We start from the raw sequence: 12,015 nt of genomic DNA on the forward strand, positions 1-12,015 counted from the left end.
CTATTTTTTTCATTTATAGGTTATTTTCATATAAAAAAGATACGTATTTCCGTGTTTTTAGTAGCATATAAATTATATTAATACTGTATTTATTTATATTATATCATTAATAATTTATATTTTAAAATTTATTACGTGCTTATAAATAAATAAAATGTATATTTAAGTATTTATTCTGTATTATTTTCTTTATGCAAATTAATGATCTGTTTAATATTCTTCACAACTCTATTGAGTCTCAAAACAATGGGAAAAAGATTTCCCTCAAAGAGATGGCCGATTCACTAGGGATTCCCATGAGAACGTACCAAGATTGGAAACTTGGGCGTGCAAAGCCACAAGCTGCTATTACTGTTATACAGATGCTTGGAAGACTTGAAGACGAAGAGATTATTAGAGCTGTAAGAAAAATCAATAAGCTGAAGGATTAAACGAATGAGCGCACTGACACAACAAGAAAGAGATGGCTTAGAAGATGTTTTTTTGTCTATACATACGACAAGTGAAAAAAGATACCAAAAAGTAAAAGAATTATCGTCTTTAATTATAGCTGCCGACATAAGCAGCGTTGCATCAAAAGTACTCAAACATGCGAAAATCGGACTTAAAAAGAGAAAAACGTTATATTTTTTCTCATTTTTTAACAAAAAGAAGAAATCTTTAAGCAAATAAACTATAAAGTGTCTATAGCTGAATTACTTGACTGGAAAATCTTGTTTTTATAGTTTTAGTAGTTTCGGAAAATCTTTATAAATTCAAGGGTAGATTTATGAATAAAGCTCAATTCGTTGAACTAGTGCAAGCAAGTGGCAATTACAAAACCAAGGTTGAAGCTGAGGCAGCTATCAAAGCTTTTACAGAGGCGGTTGCAACTGCTTTAGTAAAAAAAGAGGATGTTTCTCTTGTAGGATTTGGTAGTTTTAGCGCTTCATTACAAAAAGGTAAAAGTGGTAAGGTTCCTGGCACAAGCAAGAGCTATACTACAAAAGATAAAATGGTTCCAAAATTCAAAGCAGGCAAAGGTTTAAAAGACCGCGTTTCTGCTGGCAAATAATCTTCTTTTGTCGCAATTTTTTTGCGACAAATCTTACTCACTGATATTTTCCTCTCTCTTTCAATTTTAAATTTTGCAAAATAAAGTTACAATGTGATTACAAAATTGCTTCATGGAGAGAAGATGAAAAAAATCATGCTTGTTTTATTGATGTTATTGTCAATAAATCTATATGCAAATGAAAATAATCCTCACGTTGTCTTAGAAACTACGCAGGGTGCTATTGAAATTGAACTTTACCCTCAGGTTGCCCCATTAGCTGTTGAAAACTTTCTCACGCATGCAAAAAATGGGTATTATAATGGTTTAACATTTCACAGAATCATTAAAAATTTTATGATTCAAGGCGGGGACCCTACAGGAAGCGGACGTGGAGGAGAGAGTATCTGGAACAAGCCTTTTAAAGATGAGTTTACAGATAAGCTCTTTGAACGCGGAGGAGTTCTTGCTATGGCAAATTCCGGTCCTCATACAAACGGAAGCCAGTTTTTCATAACAACAAAACCTGCTCCTTGGCTCAATGGAAGACATACTATTTTTGGACAAGTGACTCCGCAAACACTTTATGTTGTACAAAAACTTGAAAATGTTCCTACCTCAGGGCAAAGAGGCGGAGACAGACCGCTTGAGACACAAAAAATCATCAGTGTTACTGTTAAAAAGTAGGTTTTTTCATGAACTTATCAGCAATCCCTCGACATACAAAAAACAGATAAAAGGCGTTTTATGGAATTTCAAACAATTGACAAACTGCAAAAAAAGGCTTTAAAAAAGAGTTCAACAGATTTTACAAGATTGGGTTTTGCACTCTTTTTTATGATAGGAGTTTTAACCTTTACCTTTTTAAGCAACGGTGGTATCTCAAATAACATGTTCCTTGCTGTTGCCGCTCTGATTGGTGCATATATGGCGATGAACATCGGAGCAAACGATGTTGCTAATAACGTCGGACCTGCCGTAGGCTCCAAAGCAATGACAATGGCTACGGCAATTATTATTGCAGCCATTTTTGAAGCATCAGGTGCGCTTATAGCAGGCGGAGAAGTCGTAAAAACTATCAAAAACGGAATTATCGATATATCTGCCTTTGGCGGCAATCCAGACCAATTTATCTGGGCAATGATGGCGGCTCTTTTAGCTGCAGCCTTGTGGCTTAACTTTGCAACAATGATGAAAGCTCCTGTTTCCACAACACACTCTATAGTTGGAGCCGTTATGGGGGCAGGAATAGCAGCTGCCGGTTTTAACATCGTCAACTGGGGGACAATGAGTGAGATTGTTGCTTCTTGGATTATCTCGCCGGTTTTAGGGGGCGTTGTTGCCGCCGCTTTTCTTTATGCCATCAAAAAATCCATTATATTTAAAAAAGACAAAGTTGAAGCAGCAAAAAAATATGTTCCTATTTTTGTTTCATTAATGGCACTGGCATTTGTTACATATATTATTCTTAAGGGAATGAAGCAAATATGGTCAAAAACCATAGAATTGCTTAACATCCTACCCCTAGTTTCACTCGAAGTTACAAAAAAGCCTTCTTTTGCAACTGCTTTCATTATCGCTTTAATTTTTGCTGTTTTTGTCTATTTTTTCATTAAAAAAAGAATTAGCTCCAACACAACAACTTTGGAGAACACAAAAGCTTCCGTCAATACTCTCTTTACCATCCCGCTTATTTTTGCAGCTGCTCTTCTAAGCTTTGCGCACGGCGCAAATGACGTTGCAAACGCTATCGGACCATTAGCTGCTATTAATGATGCCGTTGTTAACAAAGGTGTAGCATCAAGCGCTTCAATTCCTCTATGGGTTATGAGTGTTGGAGCGTTTGGTATAGCTATTGGACTCACGCTTTATGGTCCTCAGCTTATAAAAACAGTCGGAAGTGAAATCACGGAACTAGACCAGATACGGGCTTTTTCTATTGCTATGTCGGCCTCAGTTACAGTTATCATTGCATCACAAATGGGTCTTCCTGTCAGTTCGACACACATAGCCATCGGCGGTGTATTTGGCGTAGGTTTTTTAAGAGAGTGGCTACACATCAAAGATGAGAATAATCATACGCTTGAGGAAGATATCCTTGCTATTCAAGATGAAGAGTTGACAAAAAATGCGTATAAATCAGAACTAAAGACCCTCCAAGAAAAAAGCGATAAAACACAGGCTGACTATGTAAGAATTGTTACGCTTTACAAGATGATTGAAAATGAGAAAAAAATTATCAAATCAACGAAAAAGAGTATCAAAAAAGCAAAAAAAGTTCAGTATGTCCGTAGGGATGCCATCAAAAAAATTGTAGCAGCATGGCTTATAACGGTACCTGTAGCTGCCATTCTTGCAGGTATCCTTTACTTTACAATCAAAGGCATTATGATATAAATTGAGCATATAAATGCTCAATTTTGCTAGTTAAAGTCTTTTTTTGCAACTTCAAGTGCTTGATAAAAATCTAAAATCTCGCCGCCATGCTCTTTTTGAAACAACTCAGCTTTCTCCTTTGTGGCAAAAGCATATTTACTTATCCTGCTCATTGTTCCTTTAACGCTGCTGCCGACAACATAATACGCCTTTGTGGCATCAATAAACTTAAGTGTTGCGATATCTACAACAAGAGGATTTTTAAGAGAAACTCCATCATAGAGATGATCTTGCAAACAATGAATTGAGCAGTATTGATATGTTTTTCCATCTAAAGAAGCACTATGATTTGTTTTATAATATTTTGGCAAATTCATACCACAACGAGGACAGGACTCTCTATCTTTTGAATCTTGCAATAAAACAGCCTCTTTTTCTGTAACACTCTGAAACATTCCGTTCTTAGTTGCAACACCGCTTTGAACACCACAGCCAACTAAAAACACTGCACTTAGCGATAAAATAATTTTTTTATACATATATAATCTCCTTTAGGGCACCTCTAAAAATTCTAACCACCTTCAGCGATAGAGCCAAGTTCACAATCAAGGCGGTTAGAATTTTTAGAGATGCCCTTTAATAAAATATTAGCTAGAAATGATTACTATAGTGTTAAAAAATTATGAAATTGGAATTGAATATGAAAAGTAAAATTATGGGTTACACAAAAGAGATTCTTATCTTTATTGTATTACTTGCCATTTTTGCAAATATAGTGAGTTTTTTTAGAAGCAGTCATATAAGTAGCGACTCTTTAAATATAAACAGCGTATCACTACTGGGTCAAAAAACCTACATTTTGTCTGACGAAAAACCAATTATGCTCTACTTTTGGGCAAGTTGGTGCCCTATATGTAAAGTACAATCTCCAAATATCCAAACAATCTCAAAAGAGTATCAAGTAATCACCGTTGCCGTAAAATCAGGATATGACAAACAAATAGAAGAGTATATTAAAAAGCACATTTTAGATTTTAGAGTCATAAACGATTTTGATGGCTCACTGGCAGATAAATTTGGAATTTCTGTATTTCCGACTACTTTGATATACGACAAAGAGAGAGACTATTTTTATGGCGATGTAGGATATACATCAACTCTTGGTCTTTGGCTTAGAATGTGGTGGGTAGAGTAACAGGGTGGGCGCATTACCCACTCTGTTTGAAGCTTTACTACTTATTAATCTGTACAACGTATGCTTTATCAGAAAGAGGAACCCATGGACGTTTGATATGCTTCGGACGGCGAAGTGTAGAGTTTTCATCCAGACCTCTCGTCAAAGTATCTCTCCATCCTTGATATACTTTGAAGTTGTTATCATAATTCACTTGAATATCGCCTATCTTATCACCGGCTTGAGCAGGTTCTAAGATAACTTTTTGGTGCCAACAGTGCATACCTGAAATTGGATCTGGATGCGGTGCTGCTACAGCATTCTGCCATGAACCGCTTAAGCCATCCCACCAGATATTTCCACTGTCTCTGTTGTAATCCGCAAATCTCTCTGATTTAAACGGTTTAATACCTTCAACGTATTTTAGCTTGCCATTTTTGCCGTCCATTTGAAGCTCTGCGGTCGGCACACCAAAGCTGTTGATTCCTGCCGTCCCACTGTAATCTTCAATCTTAATTTGTGCGCCATTCTTTCCTGCATTCTCCGGAGAATGAGCCAAAAATTTAGAGTCGTTCATATTTCTCTTTACTGGCTGAGAATCCACTTTGCCATCTGTAATACCATTTGGAATCGTTACTGCATTTACAAGTTTCCAGCGACCGCCATGATGTGAACATGCCAATGTTCCCGGAAGAACTCCCTCGGTAGGCACTGCCATCGCAACAAAATAACCTGACTCCAACCCTGTTAAGCTATCCACAATTCTAACACGGATTGCATCACCGCGCTTAAATCCTTGTCTTTTTGCATCCACTGTATTTATCCAAATAGGATCGTGGTTTTGAGAGATTTCCATCAAGTGCTTGCTGTTTGCAGAACGTGTATGAATATTGTACGGCAGACGGAAAACGGTATTTAATGCATAAGAGTTTTTCTCTGTCATAAAAGAGTGATTTACATGCGAAACAATGTGAACCATCTCTTTTTTCTCCTCTTCGCTTCTCGGATAGAACGGAATAGCATATTCAGGCCACTTCCAATCATCGGCAAGCCACTCACAGAAGAAGTCAAGTTTTTTATCAAGAGTTGCAAAACCTTCCATTTTCTTACCATCGACAACAATACCTATAGATGTTTTCTTGCCATGAGATTCAGCTGTCATAACACCTGTTCTCTTGTTAATTGTAACGTCGTTCTTGTTGTATTTATGACCATGAGAAATATAGTTCTCGCCGTCATCTTTTATTTCACGCTCTTGTGCCGAATAGATATGGTTTTCTTCCATCCATGCACCGTAATCCCTCATATACTCATATACTGGGTACTCTGAGTTTTTATATCTCTCATCGCCCGTAGCAGTTGCTTTTAGGTTTGGCAGGTTATCACCGAATGCCGCATCGTACCACTCAGCGATTGTAACCGGCTTGCCAGGATTCTTTTTAGATTCCCACATTTTTCTGATGCCTAGCTCACCCGTAGGGTCAACATAATTAACACATAAATCAATCCAGAACTCATTCTCTTCCCATACTTCACCTAGACCTGCTTTTATGTGTGCTTCCAATGTTGCACGGTTTGGATTATTTGGTTTCCATCCGGCTTTTTCAAGTGCCACTCTCATAACCGGCTGACGGAAAGATGTCCAACGTGCAGGCATTGTAGCTTCAGAGTGCTGATCGTGTCTTTCCCCCGCCAAACCAACAGGCAAGATATAGTCAACATACCAGTTAGTCTCAGACCACACCGGAGAGAGGTTAAATGTAAGTTCCATCTTAGATTCGTTTTTCAGTGTATCAATCCATCTAAATCCATCCGGATTAATCCAAACAGGGTTATACATACGAGGAATCCATACTGCCAGCTTTTGAGGAACATTCAACCCCTTTGCTATCCATTTTTCCTGCCATTTGGTATCTGCCAAAAGGTGAGGAAGAAGATAAGACAACTCATATGTCGAAATTGGCCACTCCGGCGGCCACGAAAGCTCATTATAGACATCTACTTTTGGAACATTAGACCCGCGTACTCCTTGACCTACCGTCGCGCTACCGCCTTTTCCTGCAACTGAAATAACATGCCAGTGGTGGAAAAACGTACCGCCCTCAGGTCCAATAGCGCCACGAAGCGCGAGCGGCAGATATCCAGAGCGCCCGCTCATCCATCCGCCACGGTTTCCTGCTGCTGTTGCTCTCCAGAAATATGTAGATATAGCGGTTCCTGCCCATATAAACATATCATAAAGTTTTTCAAGCTTATACGCAGGAACATGTGTCTCTTTTACGGCAAAATCAAGCGTATAAGGAGAATAAAGCTCTTTTAAAACTTCAATGAAAGAATCAAAATCATTACCATTTGGAACTTTTGAGATATAACCTTTACTAACCATAAACTCCAAATATTTTTTATTATCTAAGAATACTTCCCAATTCAACCACTTTCTAACAAATTCTTTATCAACTTTGTTTTCATTTAAGATTCTGTTTGTCAAATAAAGATAAATTACCGGCTCCGTCCCAGGCCATGTAGCAATCCAAAGATCGGCCATACCTGCAGAGTTTGAAAGACGAGGGTCCATTACAACCAGCTTAGCACCCTTTGCTCTAGCTTCAGCTATAAATGCAGCCGACTGCGCAAAGTAGTGCCCAGCATCTGCCGCATGTGACGAGTTAAGGAAGAGAAGCTTTGCATTAGCCCAGTCAGGAGATATTCTGTCATCATTCGCCCACTGAATCGTAGGAGTACGCCCGCCGGAACTACAAATATTTGTATGCGAGTTTGTACAATCCTGACCTAAAGTGTACCAGATTTGAGGTGTAAAACCATTCTCGTTTGGACGACCAACGTGGTACATAACTGATTTTTTGGATAGCTCATCACCGACCTTAATGGTATCATGCATCTTTTTACCGATAGTAGTCATAGCTTCATCCCATGTTGTACGAATCCACTTTCCTTCCCCTCTAGCAGAACCAGGTGCACGTTTTAACGGGAATGCTATACGATCGGGATCATACATTTGAGATTGCACTGCATAACCTTTTGCACAATTACGTCCGCGTGAAGCCGGATGAAACGGGTTACCCATGTATTTTTTAACCATAAATGTTTTTTTATCAATCCATGCAGTAAGTCCGCACGAAGCTTCACAGTTAGAGCATGCGGTTGGTACAATCATATAGTCATTTACTTCTATACCATCAGGATTAGATGAACTTCTTACGCCGTGACGATTAATCCCGCCTCTTTTCCAGTCATCTCCGTCTAACTCTTTAAAATCATTCCATTCACTCATCGGAGGATAAAATGACAAAGAATCCGGAGTATTTGTAAACTTACTATCTTTAACAGATTCGGCAACCGCATCCGTTGTAAATACACCCTTTGCTATTGTGGCACCTGCAACCGTAAATGCAGCACCTTTTAAAAACGTTCTTCTACTTTCTAAATACATTAATATTCTCCCTAACTCATTGGTAATAATTGTGGAATCATTAGCCATACATGTTTAACAACCGCCAAACCGACTAATGCTAAAATCGCTGCAAGTTTCAGAATAGACTCTGATTTGCCGACTCTGCTTAACACCACTAACATCATTGGTAAAATATATGTCATCCATTGACCAACCCAGAACATAACTGCGTACGGTCCATTATTTTTAACATATCCAATCGTTGCAGCTATCTCTTCTGCTTTCATTGGTCCAAAGATATACTCTGACATATAGATGATAAATGCCATAAGTGCACTTAATCCAAGAATGATTCCTAGGAGATTCTTTGCCTCATCGCCAAGCTTATTGCCGCCAAGCAAAAGCATAAATGCAGAACCTGCAAGAAGTGCTGCTAAAATCATTTGGGCTGATTCAGCCGGCATTTGCCACAGTTCACGTGCAGTACACTGCGCCATAAGAGAAGCCGTGTAAAGAGTTACCGGTATAGCTAAAATCGTCGTCCATAAAAGCACTTTATCAAAAGTTTCACCGTCCTTCTTCCATGCCAAATATCCTAAAAGCGTTAAAAGACCCAAGAAAGTTGAAGCCATAACAGAGCCGATTGCAATAGCAGATGTCCAATTTGAATAGACAAATATATGCCACATTCTAAAAGGCTGATGCAAATCGGCAAGCGTGAATAGCAAGAAAATATTAATAAAGACGAATGCCGCTATTGATGCAGGAAGTCTAAGTTTGCCTGCTTGTTCAGGATACATTCTTAAAAGCACAAAAAGCATAAAAATCACACCTGTACCGATACTCTTTGCCCACATATTTACTGTTACTAACCATGGCCATACTATCCCCGGCAATGCCACATCCAGTGTTACGACAGCGTTCGTTGCTGATAAAATTTCATGTGCCATTAGTGGTGCCCTCCTACTGGAAGTGTTGTGATGTTATTAAATAGATTGTGACCATTTTCTCTTCTTGAAGCAAGAGGGTTAAGCGTTATATTGCCTCCGCCTACATAGAAATGATGAGGATTTGTTCCCTTCTCCGGCTTACGAACCTGAACACTGCCTTGATTTTTTTGAATATATTTAGAGATATTTGATGTCGGATCCTCTAAATCTCCAAATATGTTTGCCTGAACCGGACATGCAACAACACAAGCAGGCATCATGGATGATGCAACCCTATGTGCACAATATGTACACTTGTCTGCAGTTTGTGTCTGAGGGTCGATATAAATCGCTCCGTACGGACATGCCATAACACAACCGGCACACCCGATACAGCGCTCTTTATCTATATTAACAATACCATTCTCCAAGTAATGAAGTGCACTTACAGGACAAATTCTCTCACAAGGTGCATTTTCACAGTGGTTACATCGAAGAGGAGTAAACGTCCTCTTTGTTTCAGGAAATGTCCCCACATCTACATATTTTACACGAAGTCTCCATGTACTCAGCGGAACTTCATTTTCCACTTTACATGCGATTTCGCACCCCTTACATCCCATACACAAATGCAAGTCAACTAGGAAGCCCAATTGCATATACTCTCCTTCTTTTAAGCCTTTTTAGACAAATATTAAGATTTATAACAACAGTTAATCTTTCATAAAAGAAACCCTTATTTTAGTCCTAAACAAGGGCTTCTACTGCAACAATACTACCTACATAAACCTTAAAATAGTTATAAAATTATCACAATTTTGTGATAATAGTGTAATAATTTTTTATTATGTGCATATTTGAAATTTTTATTTATCTACTCTTACTCTGACTGATTGTTCATGAGCGCTAAGACCTTCAATATTTGCAATCAACGCACACTCTTCTCCTATCTCATTTATAGCTCTTTTGCTAAATGAGATAATAGAGCTTTTTTTCATAAAATTTTCAACTCCCAGCGGGGAATAGAATTTGGCAGTTCCGCCTGTCGGCAGAGTGTGATTTGGACCTGCCATATAGTCTCCGATAGCTTCAGGTGTGTTATGCCCCAGAAAAATGGCTCCCGCATGCTTGATAAGGGGAAGCAGTTCAAAAGGAGAAAGCGTTGCTACTTCTAAATGTTCCGGTGCAATCTGGTTCATCAAATCAATCGCTTCTTGCATCGTATCTGTAACAATTATTGCTCCGCGCTCCTCTATGGATTTTCTTGCAATCTCTTGACGCGGGAGTTTTTGTAGCCAAACTTCAAGCTCAATTTTTACCGCATCTGCCAATGCCTGTGACGGGGTAATCAAGATAGAACTTGCCATCTCGTCATGCTCCGCTTGGGAGAGCATATCTATCGCCATGTGCGAAGGATTTGCACTATCGTCTGCAAGGATTCCTATCTCGCTTGGTCCTGCTATCATGTCAATGTTAACATCTCCAAAAACCATCTTTTTTGCTGTTGCGACAAAAATATTTCCCGGACCCGTAATAACATCTACTTTTGGGATAGTCTCTGTGCCATACGCCATAGCCGCAATCGCACTTGCTCCTCCAACCTTATAAACTTCGCTCACACCGCACAAGTGGCATGCCGCAAGAAGAAGCTCATTTGGCTCATTCTCGGGCGTAGGCGTACAGACAACTATCTTCTCAACTCCTGCAACCTGTGCAGGGATAACGTTCATAAGAAGCGAAGACGGATATGCTGCCTTTCCGCCCGGGATGTAGAGCCCTGCGCTATCGACCGGTGTGACTCTTTGACCTAAAATCGTTCCGTTTGGTTCGTCATCAAACCAAGATCTAGGCTTCTGTTTTTCATGATAAGCTTTGATTCTCTCATAAGACAGATGCAAAGCAGTTTTGAGTTGTGCATCAAGGTTGCCATAAGCCTTGCTCATAGACTCCGTTGTAATTTTAAGGTCATCATCACTTTTTGGAGTCCACTTGTCGAATTTTGCTATATGCTCTTTGAGCGCTTGATTTTTATTTTCTCTGATTTGGTTTATGATATTTCCGACTATTGCACTAACATGAGCTATGTCCATTTTGCCGCGTCCGAGGAGCTCTTCAAACTCGGCTTTAAAATTACTGTTTTTTGAATTTGTAAAAATCATTCTCTACTTTTTTCCTTTCTTAAACTCTTCTTTGACTATTTCTAATGCTTTGAGAAAATTTTCTGCATCAATAGCTCCCATAAGCGGTTGAAACATCGGTTCTTGGCTCGGATACAAAAACCAGATAGCAGGAGTACCGGGTTGCCATAGCTCACGAGGCATATAGTCATTTTCATCACTATAGGAGATGATTGTGACAAAGTTTTTATTGAGTTCTTCAACCACTCTTTTGTCTTTAAAGGTCGTTTCATCTAAAATAACACAATATTTACATGAGTGCCTTGACGAGACAAAAAGTACGGGTTTTGAAACAGCTTGTGCATTTTTAATCCCGTCGTGATAATCTTTCGCCCACTTTATTTCAGCGGCCGTGAGATTTATAAAAATCCCAAAAAGAAGAAAAAGAAAAAATTTACGCATCTTGTTTTACCTTTAGTAGAAGTTCTTTCGCGCACTCCAGTGCACTTTTATCTGTTACATCAATTATAATATCCGCAACTGCCGCATATTGTGGCAAACGTTCATTATAGAGCTCTTTCGCCTTTTTAAGGTTACTTAGAAGTGGACGTTTTTTAAGTTTTTTTGCCGCATTCGGGTGGTTTTTTATCCGCTTAATAATCTTGTCAAATGGGGAATCTAAAAAGACAACTGTTCCTATCTCTTTAAGATTTTCCTGTCTGTAAAAACCGCCTCCGGTAGAAATAAGCGTGTTGGTGACGCTTGTTTGCAGCCACTCTGCCACCTTTTTCTCAAGTGCCCTAAAGTAAGGTTCACCCTCCTCTTCAAATATCTTCTTTATTGTTCTGTTTTCCATACTCTCTATGAGATCATCCGTATCCACAGAGAGATACTCAGAAATCTTAATCACCTCGCGAGCAACGCTTCCTTTTCCGACACCCATAAAACCTATTAAAATTATATTTTTCACTTTT

The 12,015-nt window shown here is 38.9% G+C and carries 13 protein-coding genes; 6 read left to right on the forward strand and 7 right to left on the reverse strand.

Features of this window, described 5'->3' with window-relative positions; all coding sequences use genetic code 11:
* Nucleotides 1-191: 191 nt before the first annotated feature.
* The 5 genes from PHY84_RS08425 (at nt 192) to PHY84_RS08445 (ending at nt 3,430) form a co-directional block, all read left to right on the forward strand.
* Nucleotides 192-431, forward strand: coding sequence for an XRE family transcriptional regulator (locus PHY84_RS08425; protein WP_299858936.1), 240 nt, complete (start codon nt 192-194; stop codon nt 429-431).
* 4 nt (nt 432-435) lie between these two features.
* Nucleotides 436-672, forward strand: coding sequence for a hypothetical protein (locus PHY84_RS08430; RefSeq protein ID WP_299858937.1), 237 nt, complete (start codon nt 436-438; stop codon nt 670-672).
* Nucleotides 673-769: 97 nt separating this feature from the next.
* Nucleotides 770-1,054, forward strand: coding sequence for an HU family DNA-binding protein (locus PHY84_RS08435; protein WP_299858938.1), 285 nt, complete (start codon nt 770-772; stop codon nt 1,052-1,054).
* Between the two features lie 123 nt (nt 1,055-1,177).
* On the forward strand, nt 1,178-1,720 hold the full coding sequence (locus PHY84_RS08440; RefSeq protein ID WP_299858939.1) for a peptidylprolyl isomerase: 543 nt from the start codon (nt 1,178-1,180) through the stop codon (nt 1,718-1,720).
* A gap of 60 nt (nt 1,721-1,780) precedes the next feature.
* Complete coding sequence (locus PHY84_RS08445; protein WP_299858940.1) at nt 1,781-3,430, forward strand: inorganic phosphate transporter; 1,650 nt, start codon at nt 1,781-1,783, stop codon at nt 3,428-3,430.
* Between the two features lie 26 nt (nt 3,431-3,456).
* Here PHY84_RS08445 and PHY84_RS08450 read toward each other — a convergent pair whose 3' ends face one another.
* Nucleotides 3,457-3,948 (reverse strand): nitrous oxide reductase accessory protein NosL, encoded by a 492-nt coding sequence (locus PHY84_RS08450; RefSeq protein ID WP_299858941.1) that lies wholly within the window; start codon nt 3,946-3,948, stop codon nt 3,457-3,459.
* A gap of 161 nt (nt 3,949-4,109) precedes the next feature.
* Between PHY84_RS08450 and PHY84_RS08455 the strand changes: the two genes are divergently transcribed.
* Nucleotides 4,110-4,604: a protein disulfide oxidoreductase gene (locus tag PHY84_RS08455; protein ID WP_299858942.1), complete on the forward strand. Its 495-nt coding sequence runs from the start codon at nt 4,110-4,112 to the stop codon at nt 4,602-4,604.
* 37 nt (nt 4,605-4,641) lie between these two features.
* Here the strand turns inward: PHY84_RS08455 and PHY84_RS08460 are convergent, their stop codons facing one another.
* The 6 genes from PHY84_RS08460 to PHY84_RS08485 form a co-directional block, all read right to left on the reverse strand.
* Complete coding sequence (locus PHY84_RS08460; protein WP_299858943.1) at nt 4,642-8,034, reverse strand: molybdopterin-dependent oxidoreductase; 3,393 nt, start codon at nt 8,032-8,034, stop codon at nt 4,642-4,644.
* Nucleotides 8,035-8,045: 11 nt separating this feature from the next.
* Nucleotides 8,046-8,945 carry an NrfD/PsrC family molybdoenzyme membrane anchor subunit gene (gene nrfD / locus PHY84_RS08465; protein WP_299858944.1) on the reverse strand — a complete coding sequence of 300 codons (900 nt, stop codon included), beginning with the start codon at nt 8,943-8,945 and terminating at the stop codon, nt 8,046-8,048.
* Nucleotides 8,945-9,583, reverse strand: a complete 639-nt coding sequence (locus PHY84_RS08470) for a 4Fe-4S dicluster domain-containing protein (RefSeq protein ID WP_299858945.1) — start codon at nt 9,581-9,583, stop codon at nt 8,945-8,947. The genes nrfD and PHY84_RS08470 overlap by 1 nt, the downstream gene beginning before the upstream one ends.
* 207 nt (nt 9,584-9,790) lie before the next feature.
* Nucleotides 9,791-11,083 (reverse strand): histidinol dehydrogenase, encoded by a 1,293-nt coding sequence (hisD, locus tag PHY84_RS08475; protein WP_299858946.1) that lies wholly within the window; start codon nt 11,081-11,083, stop codon nt 9,791-9,793.
* A 3-nt stretch (nt 11,084-11,086) separates the two neighbouring features.
* Nucleotides 11,087-11,503 (reverse strand): DUF255 domain-containing protein, encoded by a 417-nt coding sequence (locus PHY84_RS08480; protein ID WP_299858947.1) that lies wholly within the window; start codon nt 11,501-11,503, stop codon nt 11,087-11,089.
* On the reverse strand, nt 11,496-12,011 hold the full coding sequence (locus PHY84_RS08485) for a shikimate kinase (protein WP_299858948.1): 516 nt from the start codon (nt 12,009-12,011) through the stop codon (nt 11,496-11,498). The genes PHY84_RS08480 and PHY84_RS08485 overlap by 8 nt, the downstream gene beginning before the upstream one ends.
* Nucleotides 12,012-12,015 lie beyond the last annotated feature (4 nt).

The sequence above is a fragment of the Sulfurimonas sp. genome (genome assembly GCF_028694605.1).
Taxonomy (GTDB): domain Bacteria; phylum Campylobacterota; class Campylobacteria; order Campylobacterales; family Sulfurimonadaceae; genus Sulfurimonas.